Consider the following 22,362-nt stretch of genomic DNA (forward strand, 5'->3'; position numbering starts at 1 on the left):
CCGCTAGCGACGATGTCGAACGCCGATCAGCTTAACACTCGCTCCAGCCACAGGACTCGCAGGTCTTGCAGCCTTCGGAGTAGTACAGCGACAGCGAGCCGCAGTCGGGACACTCGGGCGACTCGCCGGCGTCGATGAGGTCCTGGGTCGCATCGTCGTCGGCGCTGGACCCGCTCTTGGCGGCCGCGCCGCCGTCGGTCTTGGGCCCGTCGTAGGTCGCTTCCGCGTCCGCGTCGGTCGACTCCTCGAGCGTCGCCTGCGTCGGGTACGGCTTGTCGATCTCGTCCTCGAGGTAGCGCCGCATCGCGGTGCCGATGGCGTCCGGGATGGACTGGATCTGTTCGCCCTTGTCCCAGGCGACCTTCGGCGAGCGAGTACCGCAGAGTTCGTCGACGATCTCCTCGGGGTCGACGCCCGAGCGCAGCGAGGTCGAGATGACTTTCGCCAGCGCCTCGGTGAAGGAGTTCGTGAAGCCGCCGGAGTGGCCGATGTTGGCGAACAGCTCGAACGGCTGGCCGGTCTCGGGGTCCTCGTTGATCGTCACGTAGACCTTCCCGTAGCCGGTGTCGATGCGCTGGCTGACGCCCTGAAGAGCGTCGGGGCGCTCGCGCTTTTCGGTGAAGTCGACCTGAATCGGTTCCTCCGCGTCGTCGGCGAACGAGCCGACGTCCTCCGCGAGAACGTCCTGCACGTCTTCGTTCTCGAGGAACTGCTCCAAGCCGCCGAAGACGTCCTCGATCTGCTCGACGAGCGCCTCCGCGGCTTCGGTCTCGTCGGCGAAGTCGGTGTTCTTCGCGCGGGTCGTCAGCACCTGCTTGCTGCGGGTGCCGTCGCGGTAGTAGGTGACGCCCTTGCCGCCGTGCTCGTAGATGTACTCGAAGACGTCCTTGGCGTCCTCGAGCGTGGAGTCGTTGGGGGCGTTGACGGTCTTCGAGATGGCGGAGTCGACGCCCTGCTGGCAGGCAACCTGCACGCCGGCGTGGTCCTTCGCCGAGAGGTCGCCGGTGGTGACGAACAGTTCGCCGATGGCGTCGGGCACCGTCGAGAGCCCCTCGACGCCGTTGAACTGGTTGGTCGCCATCTGCTCCTGGGCCTCCTCCTTGACGGCCTCGACGTCGATGTCGTTGTCCTCGAGGACGCGCAGGAAGTAGTCGTCGAACTCGACGAGCATCTCGTCGCCCTGGACGTCGTCGGAGACGTTCTTGTAGTAGGCGACGTTGTAGATCGGCTCACAGCCGCCGGTGGTGTTGCCGACCATGCTCGTCGTGCCGGTCGGGGCGATGGTCGTCGTGTTGTGGTTCCGGATCGGGAACCCGTCCTCCCAGTCCTCGGCGTCGAGCCCGGTCTGGTGTTCGAACCACTCGCGGTACTCGGTCGGGTTCGCGTACTTGGACTTGTTCCACTCGTCGAAGCTGCCGCGTTCCTCGGCGAGTTCGTGGGAGGTCCACTTCGAGGTGTGGTTGATGTGGGTCATCAGCTGGCGGGCGACCTCGTTGGAGGCCTCGCTGCCGTACTCCATGCCCAGCTGGATGTACAGCTGCGCCAGACCCATGATGCCCAGCCCGATCTTGCGCATCTCTCGGACCTTCTCCTCGATCTTCTCGACCGGGAAGTCCGACATGGTGACGACGTTCTCGAGGAACCGGGTGCCCATCTCGATGCGGCGGTTGAACTCCTCGAAGTCGACGGCCTCCTCGAGGAAGGCGTCGACCGCGTCCTCGAGGGTGTCGTACTCGTCGCCGTGCTCGTCGTACCAGACGCGCCAGTCCGGCGCCTCCAGGTCCGCGAGCGTCGAGAGGTTGATGTGCCCGAGGTTACAGGCCTCGTACTCTTCGAGGGGCTGCTCGCCACAGGGGTTCGTCGCGAGGATGCGGTGGTCGGGGTGTTTCTCGACGTCGAAGGAGTGTTGTTTGTTGACGCGCTCGAGGTAGATGACGCCGGGTTCGCCGTTCTCGTGGGCGCCCTCGACGATGTCGTCCCAGAGTTCCTCGGCCGGGATCGACAGCTCCTCGCCGACCTCGACGTACTCGCCGAGGCCGAACATCTCGTAGAGTTCCTTGGTCTCCTCGGTGGCGATGTGGGGCTCGCCCGTGCGCGGGTTCGTGAAGGTGAACTCCTCGTCGTTCTGCAGGGCCTCCATGAAGTCGTCGGTGATGCCGACGGAGATGTTGAAATTCGAGAGGTGGCCCTCGACGGCGTTACGGAGGTGCTTCGGCACGCGGCCCTCGTCGTCGATGAGTTCGCGAGCTTCCTCGAGAGCTTCCTGGAAGGAGGTGTGCGTGTAGTCGTCGGGGTCGTTCAGGCGCAGCGTCTCGGCCAGCGAGACGTCCTTGTTCTTGGCGTGGATGAACTGGATGACGTCGGGGTGAGAGACGCGCATGACGCCCATCTGGGCGCCCCGACGGGCGCCGCCCTGGGCGATCGTCTCGCACATCTGGTCGTACGTGCGCATGAACGTGATCGGGCCCGATGCGATACCGCCGGTCGAGCCGACTGCGTCGCCGTAGGGGCGCAGACGCCAGAAGGCGTATCCCATGCCGCCGCCGCTCTGGAAGACCTGTGCGGCCTCCTTGGCGGTCTGGTGGATGTCGTCGATGTCGTCCTCGGGGGAGTCGACGAAACACGCCGAGAGCTGCTGCAGCTCGTCGCCGGCGTTCATCAGGGTCGGCGAGTTCGGCATGAAATCGAGGTTCTCCATCATGCCCTGGAACTCGTCGGCGACCTCCTCGACGTGGTCGCGGATCTCGTCGGGGAGTTCGGGGACGACGGTGTCGTAGGCGAACTTGTTGACGTTGTAGATAGACAGCGTGGTCTCGTCGTCGTCCTCGGCCGTCGTCCCGGCGCCGAACACTTCCGCGGCGAGTTCGTCGCGTCGGGGGTGGTCGGGCTTGAGCTGGTCGGGCGTGACCGTAATCTCGACGTCCTGCTTGCGCGCCTCGAAGACGGCCTCCGCGAGCGCGATGTTCTTTCCGACGCGCTCGAAGAGATCCTCCTGCTCCTCGATCAGGTCGCCGTCCGCGTTCTTTCGGAGGTAGCGGGCGGGGAGAATGTTGTGATAGGCGTTGCCGGTCAGTCGATCCTCGAGCGTGTCGCCTTCGGTTCGCTTGATCGGCAGGGTCAGTTCTTCCGCGGTGAGTTCGTGCTCGCTCATGCGCGCACCACCTCGTCGCTATACCGCCGCCGCGCGTCGATTCTGGCGTAAATCCGAGTCCTGGCTCTCATCATTCGTGACGAAGGTTCAGTATTCATGCCTCCCTCATAAATGGTAGTGTTGTTGCGCTACTTTTCTTGAAGTAGTGCAATTATAGTTGTATAGATGTGTCTGTACTGTCTGATTTCGTTCCGACACGACCGCTGAAACGGCCGCGAGTGCGCCTATCAATGGCTACGGGAGCCTCCGTCTTAACGATTTTCAGACCGACCTGAAAGTAGAGCCGATCGACGTAATTACCCGCTCCTATCGGGCGATTTCCTCTTTCGCTCGCCATCGGATTCGTCGACCGAACTGATCGTTCACGAATACCTGTCTGTCACGCTATCCAGAAAGATTACGTCCCTGCAGCACGGGGTCTCGCGTATGCCCGAACCATTCACTGGGTCGACCGTCCTCCTCGCCCTCGCAGCGCTCGCCGCCTTCGCGGTCGCCGTCATCGCGATCCGCATCGCGATCAAACTCGCCGTTCGCGTCGGTATCGTCGCTGCTGTCGTCCTCGCGGCGCTGTACGCAACCGGCTCGCTCGGCGTCATTCCCGGCGTCTAAACGCCTGCGATCTCACTCCCGTCAGAACAGTCATCTCGAGTCCGTTCGATCGCCCTCAATTGCTACCGCCGCCTTATGTTTTCGAGCGAGGAGTCAAACCCTGCCGAGTAGCGATCAGCACTGCGCGAGGAAGTTCTCGATCACGTCGTGACCGACGGCAGTGAGCACGCTCTCGGGGTGGAACTGCACCGCTTCGATCGGATGCTCGCGGTGGCGTACGCCCATCACGAGCGTCTCATCCCCGTGGTCGGCCGTCGCCGTCACCTCGAAGCAGTCGGGTACCTCGGTCGCGATCAGCGAGTGGTAGCGACCCGCTCGGAAGCCCTGCTCGAGCCCCTCGAAGACACCCGCCTCGTCGTGGTCGACCGACGAGGCCTTGCCGTGGATCGGTTCAGGGGCGCGGCCGATCGTGCCGCCGTACTCGTGGACGGCGGCCTCGAGGCCGAGACAGACGCCCAGCGTCGGCACCTCGGGGCTGACCTCCCGAAGTACGGCCATCGTGACGCCGACGTCCCGGTCGTTCTTCGGGTGGCCGGGGCCGGGACTGACGATGATCGCGTCCGGGTCGACCGCGCGGACGTCCTCGAGCGAGGCGGTGTTTTTCAGCACCTCGGTCTCGGTCCCGGGAAGCTGGCTGACGTACTCGACGAGGTTGTACGTGAACGAATCGTAGTTGTCGACGAAGAGGACGCGGGTCGTCTCCGCGTCGGCCGTTGAGTCGTCGCCGCTCGAGTCGTCCGCGGTCGTGTCGTCTCGTTCCTGCGTCGCGCTCATTGGCTCACCTCCGTGGTTTCGCGGCGCTCGTCCGGTCCGCTACCGCTCCCGTCGGCCGGCAGTTCGATCTCCTCGAGAGCGGCCAGAACGCCGCCCATCTTCTTCTCGGTTTCCTCGTACTCCGACTCGGGGTCGCTGTCGGCGACGAGGCCGGCGCCGGCCTGTACCGTAATGCGATCTTGGTCTCCTTCGTCCTCGACAGTTGCAGTCCGAATCACGATCGCGAAGTCCGCGTCGCCCGTCCAGGAGTAGTAGCCGACGCCGCCGCCGTAGAGCCCGCGGGGCTGGGCCTCGAGGTCGTCGATGATCTCCATCGCCCGAATTTTGGGTGCCCCGGATAGCGTCCCGGCGGGGAACGACGCGCGCGTCGCGTCGAAGGCGTCGGAATCCGCCGCGAGGCGGCCCGTCACCGTCGACTCGATGTGCTGGACGTGGCTGTACTTGAGGACGTTCATGAACTCGTCGACCCGCACCGAGCCCGCCTCCGACACGCGGCGCACGTCGTTGCGCGCCAGATCGACCAACATTGTGTGCTCGGCCCGCTCCTTCTCGTCGGCTAGCATCTCCCCTGCGAGGCGGCGATCCTCGACCGGACTCGAGCCGCGGTCGCAGGTGCCGGCGATCGGGTTCGACATGACCTCGCGCCCGCGCACGGAGATCAGCGTCTCCGGGCTCGCGCCGACGACGGTCAGGTCGTCGTGCTCGAGCAGGTACATGTACGGCGACGGATTCACGTCCCGCATCGCCTCGTAGAAGCCGAGCGGATCGACGTCGCCGTAGAGTTCGCGCTTCCGGGAGACCACCCCCTGATAAATGTCGCCGTCGAGGACGTGTTCTTTCGCCTTCCGCACGCTCTCTTCGTAGTCTGCCTTGGGGCCAGCGGTCTCCGATTCCTTGACGAAACCGCCGGTTTCGGGGTGCTCCGCGTCGCGCAGCGTGTCGGCGACCGCGGCGGCTTCCGCCTCGAGTTCGTCGTAGACCGCGTCCGGGTCGTCACCGGACTCGAGAATCGGCGTGAAGACCAGCGAGACGGTGCCGTCCCGTTCGTCGAACGCGAGCGTCTTCGTCGTCAGGACGAACTCTGCGTCCGGGAACCGCGACTCGGGTCGCTCGAGGCCGACCTCCTCGAGCCAGAGGTCGTAGACGGCGTCGTAGGCGAGGAAGCCGACGAGCCCGCCCTCCAGATGCTGGCGGTCGTGCTCGGGAAAGTTCGCCAGTTCGACGTCGGGCATGGCGGCCCGGAGCGCGTCGACGGTGTCGCCGTCGGCAGCGGTGTCGACGCCGGTCAGTGCAGCGTCCTCGGTCAGCGTCTCGACCTCGGCCTCGCCGGATTCGACCGTCACGACGGCCTCGGGGTCGTAGCCGACGTAGGAGTATCGTGCGTGGCGGTCGGCCTCCGCTGAACTCGGTCGGAAGGCGCCGTCGGGGTCGCTCGAGGCGGTCTTCTCGGCGCTCTCGAGCAGGAAGGCGTAGGGCGATCGGTCGCGATTGCTGCCCGCCGAGCGGCCGGTCAGCGCGGCGTAGGCCGCCAGCGGCGTCGTCTCGACCTCGAGGGTTGCGACGGTGCGGACGACCGTCGGCCCGTCGTTCCGAGCGGCGTGCTCGCGGAAGGCCTCGCGCTCGAGGTCGAAGGTCGGTACGTCGGTCGCGTCGGTGTCGGTAGCTGAATCGTGCATGCGGGTCAGGGCTCCGGGTGCGGTTCCGATTCCGAGTTCGATTTCGCCGACCGCGTCGCGTTCTTGGCCCCGTGCACGAACGATCGGACGGCTTCGGGGTCCTTGACGCCGCCCTCGGCCTCGACGCCGCTGGCCACGTCGACCGCAAACGGTTCGACCGTTCGCACGGCCTCGGCGACGTTCTCGGGGGTGAGTCCGCCCGCGAGGATCAGCGGCGACTCGAGGTCGGCGGCGGCCGCTTTCGTTCGCTCCCAGTCGTGGGTCTCGCCGGTGCCGCCCCCGCCCTCCTCGTCGACCGTATCGACGAGCAGCCCGTCGACGATCTCGTCGTAGCGCTTGACGTCCGCGACCTCGTCGGAATCGATCGCGAGCAATACGTCGGCGTCGGTATCCGATTTCAGGCGCTCGAGCAGGTCCCGATCCGCGTCGCCGTGGAGCTGGATCGCGTCGGGGCCGACGTCTGCGACCAGTTCCACCGCGCGGTCGGGGTCCGAGGCCATCGTCACCAGCACGGTCGTCGCGAACGGCGGCGCGCTCGCAACGAGGTCGCGAGCGCGCTCGACCGACACCTCGCGGGGCGTGTCGACCGGCACGTCGCAGATGATGCCGACGGCGTCGGCGCCGGCGTCGACGGCCGTCTCGAGGTCGGCCTCGTTCGTGAGGCCGCAGACCTTCACGCGCGTCGCGGGCATCGATTCAGGCCTCCGGTTCCGCTTCCGGCTCGGGCTCGGGCTCGGTCCCGTGCCGGAGATCCTCGAGCTTCGCCGCCGCGTCGCCCGATTCGATCGCCTCGAGTGCAGCGTCGGCACCCGCCTCGAGCGAGTCGGCCTCGTCGGCGACGTAGATGGCCGCCCCGGCGTTCGCGAGGATGACGTCCTGCTTCGCACCCGTTACGTCGCCCTCGACGATGCCGCGCATGTCGTCGGCGTTCTCCTCGGGGGACCCGCCGGCGATGTCCGCGATGTCGTGTTCCGCGAGTCCGAGGTCCGCGGGCTCGACCGTGTACTCCTCGACGGCCTCGCCGTCGACCTCCGCGACGCGGGTCTCGCCGTGGATGGCGATCTCGTCGGTGCCCGAACCGTGGACGACCAGCGCGCGCTCGACGTCCATCCGCGAGAGGGCGTCCGCCAGAACGGGGACGAGGTCGGGATCGTAGACGCCGACGACCTGCGCGTCCGCGCCGGCGGGATTCGTCAGCGGGCCGAGCACGTTGAAGATCGTCCGCATGCCGAGTTCCTTGCGCGGGCCGATGACGGCCTTCATCGCCGGGTGGAACACCGGCGCGAGCATGAACCCGATGCCGTCGTCCTCGATTGCCTCCTCGACGGCCGGCGGCTCGGCCTCGACGTTGACGCCGACCTCCTCGAGCACGTCCGCGCTGCCGGACGAGGAGGAGACGGAGTAGTTGCCGTGCTTGGCGACCGGCACGCCGGCGCCGGCGGCGACGATCGCGCTCGTCGTCGAGACGTTGATCGTGTCGTAGTCGTCTCCGCCCGTGCCGCAGGTGTCGACCAGCGGCTCGCGGTCGGGCGAAATCGTCCGCGCGGCCTCGCGCATGCCCTGTGCGAAGCCGGCGATCTCGGCCTCCGTCTCGCCTTTCGCCCGCAGCGCGGCCAGCAGCGCGCCGATCTGCGCTTCGGTCGCTCCCTCGAAAACAGCCGTGGAGGCCGCTCGAGCGTCTTCCTGTGTCAGATCCTCGCCCTCGGTCACGCGTTCGACGTACTCCTTCATAGTGGACACCAATGTACGTAGTTGTCTTACAATGCTCAAATCAGTACATCAACTTAAGCGTATCGGAGGTGAGGGTGCGTGGGGCCGACTCGCGTACGGCGTCCGATTCGAAACCTTCAATTATGGTGGCCAGCAACCAATGAGTGCAGACGACGTGGCGACGCGCGCCACGAGGTAAGCAAAACCAGGCGGGTTGGTGGTCTAGTCTGGTTATGACACCTCCTTGACATGGAGGAGGCCGGCAGTTCAAATCTGCCCCAACCCATTTTTGACGACACAATACCGACGAGCGAAGCGAGGAGTTCGTGTCGTCCAAAATTGTTACGAGTAGTTTGAACCAGCCGAGACGCGCGCAGCCATGCGAGCACGTCTCGGCGTAGTTCAAATCTGTCCCAACCCATTTTTCGAGCGACATAACAGGAGAGGATAACGACGGACGTGTCGCTCGAAGGGTCGTTCTCGGACCCTAGCCTGGACTGCCACAATTACTATCTTAGTCGCCCGCACTGGTACGTCCATGCTCGAGAACGTTCTCCTCGCGTTAATATTTGCAAGCGCGGGGATCGGCTTTCTACTCGGGCACGTCGCTTGGAGACGGACCGAGGTTCCGGGCGGACGCACGTATGCCGTCCACATGGTCGTACACGGACTGTGGTCGCTGTTCTACGGCGGTCAGCTCGCCAGCGACTCTGCGACGGGGATGGCGGTGTTCGACGCGGCGACGGCGACCGCCTCCGTCTTCGCGGCGTTCACGTGGCTCGTCTTCGTCCTCGAGTACACCGGCCGGACCGAGTGGCTGTCGCCTCGTCGGCTCGCCCCGATGTTCGCACAGCCCGCCGCGTACGCCGCGCTGTACGTTACCAATCCCGTCCACGGACTCGTCTACGACGCCGTGACCGTCGAGCGAGGCTGGGGGGTTTCGTACGTCGTCGTCGAGGGATCGTCGCTGTTCTACTTGCAGATCCTCGTCATCTACACGGTACTGGCCGTCGGAGTCGCCCTGCTCGGCTCGTTCGTCCTCCGCTCGCGGAACCTCTACCGGCGGCAGACGGCGACCATCCTCATCGCGGCGCTGGTGGTCATCGCCGGCAATCTCCTGTGGGTCGCGAGCCTCGAGGGCGGGGAAAACGGGCTTGACCTGACGCCGCTTTTCTTCGGCGTGAACGGGATCGTCATCGGGTGGGCGCTGTTCCGGTACGACTTCCTCAACCTGGTACCGGTCGCCGCGGACACGCTGATCGAAGCGATGGACGATCCGGTGCTCGTCTTCGACGACGAGCGGCGACTGATCGACTACAACCGGAGTGCCCAGGCCGTCTTCTCGCTCGAGGACGACGACTTCGAGGAGCCGATCGAGCCACTCCTCGCGGACGTCGACGCGGAGACGGAACGATCGGTTCGGGTCACCGGCGGATCGATCGAGCGAAACGACGGGGACGACGCGATCGAACCGGAGCGCGGAGACGCCGTCTACCAGCCGAGCCGAACGGCGCTCACGGACCACCGTGACGTGACCCGCGGTGAACTGATCGTGTTCCGGGATGTCACCGCCCAGAAACGACGCGAGGCCGATCTCGAGGAGCTACAGGCGGGCACGCGGGACCTCATGGAAGCGGAAACGAGAGAGGCGGTCGCCGCGGCGACGATGGAGAAGGCCCGATCGATCCTCGGTGACCCGTTCGTCGGCGTGCTTCTGTACGACGACGAGCGGGAGGAACTGGTCTCGGCGAGCCTTTCCGACGAAACGTATCTGGAACTCGAGGACAAGGAGATGTGCGTCGACGGCGGGATCGTCTGGGAGACGTACGAGCGCGGGGAGACGAGGATCCTCGGGCGCGACGCACTCGGGCGCGGACAGTACGCGCACCTCCCACTCGAGGCAGTGTTGCTGTACCCGCTGGCCGACCACGGCGTCATCGGTGTAGGGATCGAAGAGGGAGCCGACGTGGCGTTTTCCGACGACGACGTCCGCTTGATCGAGATCCTGGGACTGACTGCCGAAGCGGCGATGGACAGAGCTGCGCGCGAGGAGGAACTCGAGGCCCGCCGCGCCGAACTGGCAGAGCGCAACGAACGACTCGACGAGTTCGCGAACGTCGTCTCCCACGACCTTCGGAACCCGCTGAACACCGCCGACGGCTACCTCGAGTTGGCTCGGTCGGCGTCGACGGGCGGGGACGAACACTTCGATCGAATCGAGAGCGCGCACGCCCGCATGAAGAGACTGATCGACGACGTGTTGACCCTCGCCAGGCAGGGTACCGACGTAACCGATCCCGATCCGGTGGCGGTTGCGGACGCCGCCCGGGCCGCCTGGGGGACGGCCGGAGCGCAGGAGGGACACCTCGAAGTCGAGATCGACGCCGTCGTCCGCGCCGACGAACAGCGGCTTCGGACCGTCTTCGAGAACCTCTTTCGAAACGCCCGTGAACATGCCGGCGAGCAGGCGACGGTCACGGTCGGTGCAGACGAGGACCGACTCTTCGTCGCAGACGACGGGCCGGGAATCGACCCCGACCGGTGCGAGGAGGTCTTCGAGCGTGGGTACTCGACGCGGGCCGACGGGACCGGATTCGGACTCAGCATCGTCGAGCGGATCGCGACCGCCCACGGCTGGACGATCTCGGTTGGCGAGAGCGCGGCAGGCGGTGCCGTGTTCACGTTCCACGGGGTGGAGTTCGAGGACTGACCGACGGCTGCCGGCGGATTGCCATTCCGTCCCACGGACTCGAGAGACCGAACGGTAGAAATGCACGAATCGACTGGACCGGTGTATGGAGGTCGTAAGCCGGTTGCTGGCGCTGCTCGTGTTGTTGCTGCTCGGGGCCGGCCTGCGCACGACCGGCATCCTGAACACGAGGCGGACGGCCACGCTGAACGCCGTCGCGTACTACGTGGCCCTGCCGGCGCTGATCTTCGTCTCGACGTACGACCGCGATATCGGCGAACTGCTGTCGCCGGCGCTGCTCGGCGGCTTGCTCTTCGTCCTCTTTGCGACGGCCGGGATCGCCTGGCTCGTCCACCGCAATCGGTCGTCGACGCCGCGACGCAGCGTCGCGATCGTCCAGTCGTACCACTCGAACCTCGGCTACCTCGGACTCCCGTTGGTGGCCGCGACATTCAACGACGACGTGACCGCGATCGCCAGCGTCGTCCTCGGCGTCGTCACGCTGACGCAGTTACCGCTGACGATCGTCGTCCTCTCGACGCTCAATGGCGCCGGCGCCGCGATCGGGGACGAGATCCGCGGGCTCGCGACCAACCCCGTCTTGGCGGCGCTGGTCGGCGGACTCGCGGTCGGTTCCGTCGGCATCTCGATTCCCGGTCCGGCCGCGACCGGGCTGGACGTGCTCGGGATGCTGTCGCTGCCGCTGGCGCTGCTCTGCGTCGGCGCGTCGCTGCAGGTCGATCTCCCGTCGGTCGACCTCGGCGCAACCGGGTCCGTGATCGCGCTCAAGATCGTCTGTATGCCCGCCATCGCGTGGCTCGTCTTCTCCGTACTCGCCGTCGATGCGACGACGCTCACGGCAACCGTCGTGATGCTCGGAACGCCGTCGGCGGTCTCGACGTTCGTCTTCGCGACCGAACTCGGCGGCGATAAGGAGTTCGCGTCGCTGAACGTCTTTCTGACGACGCTGGTCTCGATCGCGACGCTGTTCGTACTGATTACGTTCGTGGGCTAACGAGCGAACTGGTGGGGTTCTTCGGGCTCGAGGTCGGATTCCAAAGACCGTTGCCGATCGGTACTACTCCCGCGATCCGGAGACGAAACCCGTGAGAAGAGCCCACTGACTGGAGTCGCGTCTATGAGAAGAATCGCTTGAGACGACTGAGAATGCCGCCCTCGCCCTGCTCGTCATCGGTCCCGTCGTCCGTGCCGCTCGAGTCGCCGGTTCCACCGGTGTCCGTCCCGGTATTCCCGTCGATCGACCCGGCGAGCGGCCCGGCGGTGGAACTCGTTGCGGGTCCGCTGACCTCCGCTGCGCCGGTCTCTAAGTCGTCCATCGAGAGGTCGACGTCGTCGATTTCGGGCGTCGATTCGCGCCCGTCGCCGGCTTCGGCGGCTCGAACGTCGGCGCCGGTGACGTCGCCGCGTTCGATACGGGCGGCGAGGTCTTCCTCGGCGCCGTTCTCGGTATCTGCCGCAGCCCCGTCCTGCGGCTGCGGATCGTCGGTCTCGAGTTCGGTCGATTCGTCGTCGCCGTTGTCCCCGTTCTCTTCGGACGACGGCTCCACGTCCTGAACCGGCGTTGCACTCGAGTCGTCGCCGGCCGTTGTCGATTCGGATTTCACATCCGCTTCATCGCTGGCGCCTGTCTCTGCGGTCGTTCCTTCGGGCTCAGACGCAGGATCCGGAACCGCAGTTCCGGTCTCGATCTGTGGCGCCGGGACGTCGTCCTCGTCGAATTCGGCTGTAACCGACTCGAGAGGATCCGAGTCGGATTCGACGGTCGTGGTGGTTGCAGCGGCGCCGCTCGAGTTCGAACCGGCGTCCGCGGCATCGGTCGTCGAGTCGTCGTCAGCGTCGGCCTTCGACCCAGTATCGGTGTCGTCGAGCGACGCGAGAATGTCGTCGACGCTCTTGTCCGAGACGACGCGGCGAGGGCCGCCGCCGGGCTCGAGACTGTCGGTCTCGTCGACGTGGCCCCGCTCGTCCTCGTCCTCGCCCCCGTCGCCGTCGGGGGCCGGTTCGTCGTCCCCCGACGGGCGTGATTGCTCGTTGCTCATTGTGGGGCTCTGGCGGTGCCGAGACCATAATCTTTCTCCCGTCGGCGCGTGAAAACGAGTCGACGTATTTCGCGGGATCGGCGGTCACTCGGCCAGGGCCGGCCGCGCCCGAACGACGTTGAGGACGGCGCCCAGCAGCAGGATGATCCCGGCGAAGTAGAGCCAGGTGACGAACAGCAACACGGCGCCGACGGCGCCGTAGGCCTGGTACTGCCCGGCGTTAGCCGCGTAGATCTGGAAGCCGATCTGGAGGATCGTCCAGCCGACAGCCGCGAAGACCGTCCCCGGCCAGATCTCGCCGATTGCGACCGGGACCGGCGGCAACACGTAGTAGATCGGCAGAAAAACCAACACGAGTCCGAGCAATAGCGTCACCCAGCTCAGCGTGTCGGCGAAGGGAACGGCGTCGGCCGCGATGCTGAGAACGGCACCGATCGCGAGCATCAACGCGAGCGCGCCCGTCCCCGCGAAGATCACGGTGAGACCGTCGCGGATCTGGTCGAGCAGCGAGTCGTCCGCGACCTCGTCGTAGACCATATCGAAGGCGAGACTGAGGCCGCGAAAGACCTTGAGCGCACCCCAGGTCGCGACGACGAGCGCGACGACGGTCGCCTCAGCGCGCCCCGATTCGGCCGAGAGAGCATTGATGACGAGCGTTTCGCCGGCCTCCGGCAGGAAATCGCCGGCGACCAGAATCAGGCGTTCGGCCGCGTTCTCGCCGCCGACCAGCGACCCGACGACGAGCGCGAGCAACACCATCGGAATCAGCGAGACGAACGCGTAGTAGGCGAAACCCGCCGCGAGAAAGGTGATCTCGCGGTCGCTCGCCGTCCGGTAGATCGCGGTGAGTGTCTCCCTCGCGTCCATGTCGATGTCCCCGACTACGGAGGGCAGCCCAAAGAACCTCGGACTCGTTCGCAGCGAGTGTACCCGGAGCGATCGGTAGTCCCTCACCAGGTGAGACAGAAGTTGTGCGACGCATAGACCGCGCCGTCGTCGCCGACGTAGACGCCGACGCCGCCTCGGTCCCAGCCGTGGTCGCCGTGTTCCTCGAGGATGGCCTCCCGATGGGCGGTGGAGTTCATCCACTGGTTGACCAGCCCGGTCGCGAGCCGTTCGGCGGTCCGGTACTCGACGACTTCGTTGCCGCCGGGTCGCTCGACCGGTCTGTCGACCCACGTCAGCGCGATGTTCTCGCCGTAGGCGCGACAGTAGTCGTCGACCTCAGTAAAGCGGTCGTGCGGCCCCTGGCCATCGGGATTCGTGTGTGCGAAGTAGTCCCGCTGGGCCATGTCGGCGCTGTGAGCGCGCGCGACCGAGGCGACGGTCCCGTCCCACGCCAGCGGCTCGAGGCCGTGTTCGGCCCGGCGTTCGTTGACCTCGGCGTGGACGAAGTCCTCGACGGTCACCGAGTCGATCGTCTCGACGTCGGTTTCGTAACTCGAGCGGCCGGGATCGTCGGCGTCCGTTACCTCGGGGTTGCGCTCGCCGGCCGGCGGCGGCTCGGAACTGGGGCTCGGCGCGGAATCGAAGCCGCCCTCGATCCGAATGTCGTCGGGGTCCTCGAGATCCTCGAGGGTAATCGGCGAGACGAGCAGTGTTCCAACCGCGAGCGCCCCGATCAGCAGGATGACGACGGCGAGGTTAAACAGAGCCCGGAGGACCGCGCGATCAGCACCGGCGCCGTTGCTCCGATCGGTGTCCGCCCCGCTCGTCCGGGTTGACGGGTCTCGCCGGTCCATCGTACCTACGTGAGGCCATCACGAAGCGGCATAAGGGAGCCGCGGTCGGTTGCAGCACGTGATAAGCACGTTGCAGTGTGTTCCGCGTCGTGGCGCTTGGGCTACGCCTCTCCGGTGCCGAAGATCGTCTCGTGGATCCCGATCACGAGCCCCGGAACGACGGCCATGAAGAGGTGTTCCTCGAGCGGGATGCCGGCGATCTCGATACCCGTACGCAGTTTGATGTCGAAGACGCCGACGGCGAGGGTGTAGCGATCCCAGACGTACGCGATCGGGTACAGCGCGAGGATCGTGACCGCAGCCCGCCGGAGCGCGTTGGCCCGACGCAACAGGAGGGCGGCGACGGTCCCCCAGAACAGTTCGGTCGCGAGGTAGGTGTAGCGGCCGAAGACGCTGATATCGACCATCACGCGCCCAGCTTCAACGCCGACACCAAAAATCCCCCTACTAATCGCCGCTTGGATAAAACGGGCAGCACGTTAAATACCTCGGCGACAGTACGTCTATCCAGAAGGATGAATATCGCTGATATCGCCACCCAGGAGTACATCGAAGTCGACGTCGGCACGCGCATGGGGAAAGTCCGTTCTATGTTCGAGGACGGCAACCCCAAAGGAATCATCGTCACCAACGACGGGGAATACGAGGGCGTCATCAGCGAGCGGGAGGTCCTCCAGTCGCACGTCGAGGACGACGCCAAGGTGAAGGCGCTGACGAAGCCGAGCCGGAACGCGCCGGCCCCGCAGGTCGACCGCGAGGAAGACGTCCGCGAGACCGCACGCGTGCTGGTCGAGAGCAACGCGAAGGTCGCGCCGGTCTTCGAGAACGGCGACCTCTGGGGCGTCATCACCGACGACGCCATCCTCGAGGCCGTGATCGAGAACCTCGATACGCTGACCGTCGAGGACATCTACACGGCCGATCCGGTCACGATCGAGGAGGACGACGGCATCGGCCGCGCGATCAACTACCTCCGGGAGAACGGCATCTCTCGGCTGCCGGTCCTCAACGAGAACGGCTACCTCTCCGGCGTCGTGACGACCCACGATATCGCCGACTTCGTCATCCGCGAGAGCAACTCGACGACGACCGGCGACCGCGTGGGCGACAGCCAGCGGATGCTCGACGTGCCGGTCTACGACATCATGAACAGCCCCGTCGAGACCATCAACCTCGACGCCACCGCGAAGGACGCCGTCGAGGTCATGCTCGAGAAGGACTACGCGGGGCTGATCGTCACGCCGGAGGACGACGATCGCATCGTCATCGGCGTCATCACCAAGACGGACGTCCTCCGGGCGCTGACGTTCACCGAGGAGGAGCGCATGGACGTCCAGATCACCAACATCTCGATGCTCGACACCATCTCCCGCGAGGGCGTCGTCGAGGGCATCGAGGAGGTCGCGGACAAGTACCAGGACATGCAGGTCCACCACGCCCACGTCCGCTTCAAGGAACACAAGGAGAAACTCCGCGGGACCCCGCTGGTCCACTGCCAGATCCGCCTGCGCACGAACAAGGACCAGGTCGCCGGCACCGGCGAAGGCTACGGCGCCGAGAACGCGTTCCGGGTGGCACTCGAGAAACTCGAGCGCAACGTCTTAGAGATGAAAGGCGTCGCCAGCGACGAGGAGTACCGCGGCCAACTCCTCCGGAAGCTGAACGAACTGTAACGGTTCGACCCCGCGGCCGGTCGCTACCGGCCGCTAAATAGCAACGACAGCAGTTTTCGCTCGGCCGACCGCAGGTGCTCGTGGAAGGTCGTCGCCGAAACGTCCATTTCGGCGGCGAGTTCTTCCCCGGTCGTCTTCCGCGGCCAGTCGTAAAACCCGTTCACGTACGCCAGCAGCAGCGCCTCGTGCTGGCGGGATGTCAGCATTCCCATGACCGTCTCGTAGAGCTCCCGCTGCTGAAACAGCGGGACGGCGTAGGACTTCTGGCGCCGAGCGACGATCTCCACGTCCGGATACGCCGCCTGAAACTCCTCGATCACGTCCGAGGCGGAGTAGATCGACGGAATCTCGGCGACGATGCGAGCAGTGCCGTCGTGACTGCTCAACTCCGTTGGAATCGCTCCGGCGTCGGTTAACCCGACCGTGAAGAATTCGCCCGCCTCCTCGATTCGAACTTCGATGATGGCGTCCTCGCCGCCGCTCACGATGCGCCCCTCGATCCCCTCGTAGTCTTCGATCACCTCGAGAAACCGTTCCGGCGGTGCGCCGGAAACGCGATGGAAGATCGTATAGGCGCCCTCGCTGCGCGGCAGCAGCTGGATGAGCGTCACGTCGCCGCCGGTTTCGTCGGACATGGCGACGAGCGGATATCGAGCATCGGTAACCGTGAACTCGACTTCGACGACCGTATCGTCGGGGTTGTTTCCCTGTGACACGGTTACACACCACTAGGTAACGGAGCGACTTACAGATTGGCGTGCCGTCCGGGACGAATCGGCGCCCGGTTCAGAGTTGTGGACTTTCCTCGCCGCCCTCGAGGCCGCGGTCCGTGATCCGGAACTGGACGGACTCGCCGGCGGGTTTCGATCGGTGTTTCTCGAGGGTCGCGCGCCGGTTGCCGCCGCGGAACCGCTCGAGGCGGAGCACGACGCCGGTCCAGTGCTCCAAGGTGTTCCCGCCCAGCGGCCGCGTCCGGTCCGAATCGGGGTCGGAGAACACCTGGTTCGTCAGGACGACCGCGAGGTCGTACTTGCGCGCGAGCGAGAGCAGGTGGGTCACTTGCCGGGCGACCGTCCGCAGCGCCTCGCCCTCGTCGCCGGCGCCGGTACGCTCGAGGCGGTAGAAACCGGTCGCGCTGTCTACGACGATCAGGTCCGCGCGCTCGGCGAACTCTTCGGCGTCGCGGACCGCTTCGGCCTGTTCCTCGAAGTCGAGCGCGTCCTCGATGACGATCCTCGAGGCGACGGTTTCGACGTCGGGGTTGGTATCGCCGGCGCCCGAATCCGCTCCGTCGGACCGCGCGGCCGTCGACTCGTCCTCGACGCGAGCCGAGAGCAGTTGTTCGAACCGGTCGACCGAGACGCCCTCGGTGTCGATGTAGACCGCCGTCCCGTCGGCGACGGCCGTCTCGACGGCCGCCGAGAGCGCGAGGTTCGTCTTCCCCGCGGCCGGCGGGCCGTACACCTGCGTGACGGTCCCGCGTTCGAACCCCCCACCGAGCAGCTCGTCGACCGGGCCACAGCCGGTCGGAATCGCCTCCTCGTTCACGGGCGTGCTTGGGCCGGTCGGCGCAAAAACCCCCCGAAACCCGCCGGCGCCGCGCAAAACGCCCGCCGCCGTCGGGACGACCGGGGCTCGAGACGATCCGGTTGCCCCGGCCTCGGCCCCGGGCCGAACACGTACACGTTTATTCGCCGCGACCACGAAGGCCGACCCGTGATCGTCGTCGCAACGTCGGACTTCGAGGTGTACCACGGCGTCGTCAACGAGCTTCGCGACCGCGGCACCGAGTTCACGACCGTCGAGCCGGACGCGGAGCTCCCCGAGCGGACCGCGGTCGTCGTCACCGGCGCCGACCACGCCGACGACTTCGCCGACGTCACCACGATCGTCGCCGATCCCGACGATCCGCGGCGGGCCGTCGATCAGGCGCTGACCGCGGTCCGGGGCGACGGCGGCCGGACGATCATCGGCGTCGATCCGGGGCGCAAACCCGGCATCGCCGTCCTCGCGGGCGAGATGGTCGTCGCCGCCTTCCAGGTGCCCCTGGCCGACGCCGTCGAGGTGATCGAGCGCGAGGCCAGCGAAGCCGCCGATCCGGTCGTCCGCATCGGCGACGGCTCCCGGCTCCAGAGCGCCACGCTCGTCAACGACCTCGAGGACGTCCGCGTCGAACTCGTCGACGAGACCGGGACGACGCCCTACCTCGGCACGGGCGCGCGCGGAATGGAAGACGTGCTTGCGGCAGTCAACATCGCGCGCCTCGAGGGCGAGGTGGTCGACACGCGAGAGATCGAACCGACCGCGGGGGAACTCCAGCGGATCAAGGACCGCTCGCGCGAGGAGAGCGAGCACAACCGCGCGATCGACGAGGTGTTGGCCCGCCGGGTCGCGGTCGGTGAGTTGACGATCGACGAGGCGCTGGCCGAACACCGGGGCGACGCGGATTCGGCGGACGGAGCCGATACGGATGGCGACGCCGCCACCGAGGGCAACGCCGACGCCGATGCCGACGAGTAGTGGCCGCTCCGCTCTGCTCGATCGGCGACATCCTTTGAGACCTGAATCCTCGAGACGAGTACCGCGAGTCGTCGCTCTGCAACGAGATCGGAAAGCGCTACATCACGCTGCTGAACGAGGCCGGCGTGAATCGCGGACCGCCGCCCGCTCACTCGAGAACCGCCGGGACAGTTAACAGGACGTCGTCGTGTTCGTCTTGATCCCGCTGTCAGTAAACGAGACGACCGTCCGTGACTCCTCGCAGGGCGATCCCGATCGCGAGATCGACGACGTGTTTCTGACCCCGTCGGTCTCGAGCGTCGTCTCGTAGGTCCCCGGCTCGCCGATGATGATCTCGAGGGCCGTCTCGGCGGGCAGTTCGTTCGTCCCCTCGAGCACGGTCGTCTCGTCGCGATCGATCCGGATCGAGAGGTCGCGACCGCGATCCGATTCGTTCTCGATCGTGAGACGGTGATAGATGGTCTCGTCATCGATAGCTGCCGTCACGTCGGCAGCTTCCTCGTCGTCTGTCACGTTTTCGTCCTCGTCCTCATCCTCGTCCTCGTCCTCGTCTTCGGAGTCGTCGAGCACCGTCGTCGCAATCAGCACGAACGGGTCAGTTTCGAGCGTCTCGAAGGTCAGTTCCGTGTCGTCCTCGAGCACGTTGTTCGCCTCGGTTTCAGTCTTGTTTTCAGCGTTTGCTCCGGTCTGTCCCGCTGTCTCCGTCGATTCGTTCCCCCCGGTATCGCCGCCGCCGTTCGACGAGTCATCAGCGGCACCGAGACAGCCTGCGAGGAGCCCGAGTCCGACGCCGGATGCGATCCGAACGAGCGTGCGACGGTCCATATTCGGTGGGGCCACATCGAGGGTCAAACCACTTTTTCATCGATCCGTGACCGTCAGTCCCGCCGATACGCAGGACCGTTCGGTCCCGATTCATCGGTTCGGCTGTCTCGAGGCCCTGCTCTACGATCATCTGCGGACAACGTATTGGCACCCGTGAGAGACCGGTTCGGCGACCGTTTTGGGTCTCCTTACCGCACTGGCAGCCGGCTATCTTTCATCCGGGTCACATGACCGGACGGAGACCCGATCTGCGCGCAAAGTTTCGACTACAGCGTCGCAATCGAGTGTTTGGCTTGCAAACGATAGCCCTCGTTTATTCCCGTTTCCAGTGAACGCCCGGTGCCCGTTGCGGGCAGATACACCTACCCATGTTTGGACGGAAGATCGGTCAGCGGCTACTCACAGTGATGGTCGTCGCCGGACTGCTGGCGATGACCGTCGGAATCGGCGCGGTAACAGCACAGGAAAGCGACGCGGTCGAAGAGTCGGTCGAGACCGGCGATGAAACCGAGAGCGTCTCGATCCAAAACGAGAGTACGCAAACGGTCGAGGAGAGCGTGACGGAGACCGAAACGTCGTTCGCGACGGACGGAACCGACGACTCGTCTGACGGCGATGGCAGCATCGTCGACTTCGACGATGACTTCGCGAGCGGCGGCTTCGCCACCGATATCGTCGATCAGACGCTCGGAAACGTCGGCAGCATGTTCGAATAACCGGTCTCGTTTCGATTCGTCTCGACGGGAACGCCCGTCGCAGTCCATTTTTCACGCTGTCGACCGACGCTCGCGGCTTCGGTCGTGCAACGGACGGCAAAAAACAGGATACCGAAAGAGGTGGATAGCTGATCGAACGACGATCGCGTAACGGTTCAGTTACGCTGCAGTCCAGAGGTTCGTCGCGGCGACGGAACCGAACTGGATGTTCTCGTTCTCCTGCATGGTCACCTGTGCAGCGTCGGCGCTGTCACCGTTTTCGGCCACGGCGATGGCGGCCTGCTGCTCGTTGACGTTCTCCTGCGTGATGAACTGCACCTGGGCGAGCTGGGCGCTCGCGTGCTGCTGGGCGTCGTTCGTCTGCAGCGCGTCGGTGTCGTACGAGAGGCCTTCGATGCCGTCGACGTCTTCGCCGCCCACGGTCACGCTCGTGGTCGAAGTCACGACCGCGTTCTCGTACTGGTGGCTCGGGCCGGCGTAGACGTTCAGCGCGTCCGCGAAGCCGACCTGCGAGTTGATGTTGGACTGGTAGGCCAACTGGACGGCGGTGGCGTCGCTCTCGTTGGTCGCGAGCGCCAGCGCCGTGTTCTGCAGGTTGACGTTCATCTGTTCGGCGGTCTGGTTCTGGGCCACCTCGGAGGTCGCCGTCTGGACCTTCTCGCCGCTCTTCTTGTGGTGGTCTCCCTCCTTGTCGGCGAGCAGCGTCTCGACCGAGCGCTCGGTGTCGAGGACCTGGGTGTCGTCGTCGAGTCCCGCGGTCGCGACGTTCATGCCGCCGAGCGACTGGATGACGTTTTCGGCAGTCGCGCTGCCGAGCTGCTCGTTGAGGTTCGTCTGTTCCGTGATCTGGATGGCGGTCGCGACGCTGCCGTTGCCGACGGCGATTGCGACGGCGCCGTCCTGCTGGTTGATGTTCTCCTGGGTGACCGCCTGACCCTGCTGGACCGCCGCCGACGCGGCCTGGTCCTCGAACTGGCCGTTACCCACGTAGACGTTCGTCGCGTTCGCAACGCCCCGCTGCAGGTTCTCGTTGGACTGCTGGGACTGCTGGAGGGCGGTCGCTTCGCTGTTGTTCTCCGCGATCGCGAACGCGATGTTCTGTTCGTTGTAGTTGAGCTGGCCGACTTCCTGGACCTGCGTCACTTCGGCTTCAGCCGTCTGGTCGGCGTCGTCGGCGTCGAGTGCCGCCTTATCGCCCTTCTTGTCGGCGATGCCCCAGCCGTCGAACGACTTGCCGTCGCCGTCGCCGATGAGGATCGTGACCTCACCGACGTCCTCGAACTGCGTCTGGACCGCGTGGGCGCTGTCCGCGGCGACGTCAGCGTTCTGCTGGTTGTCGTTGTACTGCGAGGCCTCCTGCACCGCCGTGGCCTCGCCGCCGTCGATCGAGATCGACGTCGCGTTCTCCTGCTGGTTGATGTTGACCTGATCGACGTCCTGGTACTGCGAGACCTCGACGTCGTTCAGCTCGTCGCCGGACGCGTGCGCGTCGATGTATTCCTCGAGGGTCATATCCCCGAGGTCGGCGCCGAAGACCAGGTACAGGCCTTCGTCGTCCTCGAGCACGTGGTGCGTGCCGGCGTTCGCGTTGCCCTCAGTCTCGGCTTCTTCGGCGGCGGCGGCCGCCGGTAGACCGACCGAGAGCATCGCTACGGCGACTATACATGCCATAAGAACCGTCGTACACTGTGAACGTATCGTCGTCGTGTTTGTCATGATTCGTTTGACGTGAACCGTGAGAGTCTTCCTTTCTGTAACTCCACGGCGTAAACCGTCGTATCCCGATGACAGACTTTGTTATCTGTCAGTTTCGGCAAATATGAAGCGACCTACCGTCTCGAAGGCCGATACTTACGGCGAGAAACGGGTTGCTTCGCTTGCAGGCGGTTCGATCTGATGGTGTGCTAACGCACCTCAGTCGCTAGTCAGCCGTCACTGGCGCTCTCGAGGCCTCGAAATCGCCGGCTACGTATCGAAAGGAGTGACTGTTTCACGGGACAAAGGCCGAGGTTACCGGAAACTGCTCCCAAACCGCCGCGGGTCATACTCGGTATTTCGGGGACGGCGCCGCGTAATTCTGTTGGCACAACGAGGAGCGAACAGTTTGCTAAGCCAATTGTATCGATCGGAGTGTACGGTTGCGGTGAGTAAAAGCAAAACCAACAGATTGAGATTGATGGTTCCAGCGCTTCTAATGCGAGTCTTCCCCTGAAACTG

At 65.5% G+C, this 22,362-nt stretch carries 19 protein-coding genes and 1 tRNA gene; 7 read left to right on the plus strand and 13 right to left on the minus strand.

The window, feature by feature from the left end; all coding sequences use genetic code 11:
* Window positions 1-31: 31 nt before the first annotated feature.
* Window positions 32-3,151: an adenosylcobalamin-dependent ribonucleoside-diphosphate reductase gene (locus ATJ93_RS07200; protein WP_120243979.1), complete on the minus strand. Its 3,120-nt coding sequence runs from the start codon at window positions 3,149-3,151 to the stop codon at window positions 32-34.
* Between the two features lie 426 nt (window positions 3,152-3,577).
* On the opposite strand from ATJ93_RS07200, the gene ATJ93_RS07205 reads away from it, so the two are divergent.
* Window positions 3,578-3,760, plus strand: a complete 183-nt coding sequence (locus tag ATJ93_RS07205) for a hypothetical protein (RefSeq protein WP_013878622.1) — start codon at window positions 3,578-3,580, stop codon at window positions 3,758-3,760.
* A gap of 114 nt (window positions 3,761-3,874) precedes the next feature.
* Here ATJ93_RS07205 and trpG read toward each other — a convergent pair whose 3' ends face one another.
* From trpG to trpD, 4 genes are read right to left on the minus strand one after another with little or no spacing between them, the layout of a single operon-like run.
* Window positions 3,875-4,534, minus strand: coding sequence for an anthranilate synthase component II (gene trpG / locus ATJ93_RS07210; protein WP_120243980.1), 660 nt, complete (start codon window positions 4,532-4,534; stop codon window positions 3,875-3,877).
* Window positions 4,531-6,210, minus strand: coding sequence for an anthranilate synthase component I (gene trpE / locus ATJ93_RS07215; protein ID WP_120243981.1), 1,680 nt, complete (start codon window positions 6,208-6,210; stop codon window positions 4,531-4,533). Before trpE ends, trpG begins: the two co-directional genes overlap by 4 nt.
* A gap of 5 nt (window positions 6,211-6,215) precedes the next feature.
* A complete protein-coding gene (locus tag ATJ93_RS07220; RefSeq protein WP_120243982.1) occupies window positions 6,216-6,902 on the minus strand; it encodes a phosphoribosylanthranilate isomerase in 687 nt (228 codons plus the stop codon).
* A 4-nt stretch (window positions 6,903-6,906) separates the two neighbouring features.
* Window positions 6,907-7,941 carry an anthranilate phosphoribosyltransferase gene (gene trpD / locus ATJ93_RS07225; protein ID WP_120243983.1) on the minus strand — a complete coding sequence of 345 codons (1,035 nt, stop codon included), beginning with the start codon at window positions 7,939-7,941 and terminating at the stop codon, window positions 6,907-6,909.
* A gap of 190 nt (window positions 7,942-8,131) precedes the next feature.
* Between trpD and ATJ93_RS07230 the strand changes: the two genes are divergently transcribed.
* From ATJ93_RS07230 to ATJ93_RS07240, 3 genes are all read left to right on the plus strand, one after another.
* A tRNA-Val gene (locus ATJ93_RS07230) sits at window positions 8,132-8,206 on the plus strand.
* Window positions 8,207-8,458: 252 nt separating this feature from the next.
* Window positions 8,459-10,630 (plus strand): histidine kinase N-terminal 7TM domain-containing protein, encoded by a 2,172-nt coding sequence (locus tag ATJ93_RS07235; RefSeq protein ID WP_120243984.1) that lies wholly within the window; start codon window positions 8,459-8,461, stop codon window positions 10,628-10,630.
* A gap of 85 nt (window positions 10,631-10,715) precedes the next feature.
* Window positions 10,716-11,624, plus strand: a complete 909-nt coding sequence (locus ATJ93_RS07240) for an AEC family transporter (protein WP_120243985.1) — start codon at window positions 10,716-10,718, stop codon at window positions 11,622-11,624.
* 121 nt (window positions 11,625-11,745) lie between these two features.
* Here ATJ93_RS07240 and ATJ93_RS07245 read toward each other — a convergent pair whose 3' ends face one another.
* From ATJ93_RS07245 to ATJ93_RS07260, 4 genes are all read right to left on the minus strand, one after another.
* Window positions 11,746-12,669, minus strand: coding sequence for a prolipoprotein diacylglyceryl transferase (locus ATJ93_RS07245; protein WP_120243986.1), 924 nt, complete (start codon window positions 12,667-12,669; stop codon window positions 11,746-11,748).
* An 84-nt stretch (window positions 12,670-12,753) separates the two neighbouring features.
* Entirely contained in the window at window positions 12,754-13,536 is a 783-nt protein-coding gene (locus ATJ93_RS07250; protein WP_120243987.1) for a YihY/virulence factor BrkB family protein, read from the minus strand.
* A gap of 83 nt (window positions 13,537-13,619) precedes the next feature.
* Window positions 13,620-14,411 carry a CAP domain-containing protein gene (locus tag ATJ93_RS07255; protein WP_120243988.1) on the minus strand — a complete coding sequence of 264 codons (792 nt, stop codon included), beginning with the start codon at window positions 14,409-14,411 and terminating at the stop codon, window positions 13,620-13,622.
* Window positions 14,412-14,512: 101 nt separating this feature from the next.
* Entirely contained in the window at window positions 14,513-14,818 is a 306-nt protein-coding gene (locus ATJ93_RS07260) for a lycopene cyclase domain-containing protein (protein WP_120243989.1), read from the minus strand.
* A gap of 108 nt (window positions 14,819-14,926) precedes the next feature.
* On the opposite strand from ATJ93_RS07260, the gene ATJ93_RS07265 reads away from it, so the two are divergent.
* Window positions 14,927-16,084 carry a CBS domain-containing protein gene (locus tag ATJ93_RS07265; protein WP_120243990.1) on the plus strand — a complete coding sequence of 386 codons (1,158 nt, stop codon included), beginning with the start codon at window positions 14,927-14,929 and terminating at the stop codon, window positions 16,082-16,084.
* A gap of 23 nt (window positions 16,085-16,107) precedes the next feature.
* Here ATJ93_RS07265 and ATJ93_RS07270 read toward each other — a convergent pair whose 3' ends face one another.
* Window positions 16,108-16,800 (minus strand): bacterio-opsin activator domain-containing protein, encoded by a 693-nt coding sequence (locus ATJ93_RS07270; RefSeq protein ID WP_120243991.1) that lies wholly within the window; start codon window positions 16,798-16,800, stop codon window positions 16,108-16,110.
* A 70-nt stretch (window positions 16,801-16,870) separates the two neighbouring features.
* On the minus strand, window positions 16,871-17,632 hold the full coding sequence (gene radB / locus ATJ93_RS07275; RefSeq protein WP_120243992.1) for a DNA repair and recombination protein RadB: 762 nt from the start codon (window positions 17,630-17,632) through the stop codon (window positions 16,871-16,873).
* A 168-nt stretch (window positions 17,633-17,800) separates the two neighbouring features.
* On the opposite strand from radB, the gene ATJ93_RS07280 reads away from it, so the two are divergent.
* On the plus strand, window positions 17,801-18,604 hold the full coding sequence (locus tag ATJ93_RS07280; RefSeq protein ID WP_120243993.1) for a hypothetical protein: 804 nt from the start codon (window positions 17,801-17,803) through the stop codon (window positions 18,602-18,604).
* Window positions 18,605-18,775: 171 nt separating this feature from the next.
* Here the strand turns inward: ATJ93_RS07280 and ATJ93_RS07285 are convergent, their stop codons facing one another.
* Window positions 18,776-19,429: a hypothetical protein gene (locus tag ATJ93_RS07285; protein ID WP_120243994.1), complete on the minus strand. Its 654-nt coding sequence runs from the start codon at window positions 19,427-19,429 to the stop codon at window positions 18,776-18,778.
* Window positions 19,430-19,797: 368 nt separating this feature from the next.
* Between ATJ93_RS07285 and ATJ93_RS07290 the strand changes: the two genes are divergently transcribed.
* Window positions 19,798-20,145, plus strand: coding sequence for a hypothetical protein (locus ATJ93_RS07290; protein ID WP_147376634.1), 348 nt, complete (start codon window positions 19,798-19,800; stop codon window positions 20,143-20,145).
* 159 nt (window positions 20,146-20,304) lie between these two features.
* Here ATJ93_RS07290 and ATJ93_RS07295 read toward each other — a convergent pair whose 3' ends face one another.
* On the minus strand, window positions 20,305-21,792 hold the full coding sequence (locus tag ATJ93_RS07295) for a hypothetical protein (protein WP_120243996.1): 1,488 nt from the start codon (window positions 21,790-21,792) through the stop codon (window positions 20,305-20,307).
* Between the last annotated feature and the right edge of the window lie 570 nt (window positions 21,793-22,362).

The sequence above is a fragment of the Halopiger aswanensis genome (assembly GCF_003610195.1).
Taxonomy (GTDB): Archaea; Halobacteriota; Halobacteria; order Halobacteriales; family Natrialbaceae; genus Halopiger; species Halopiger aswanensis.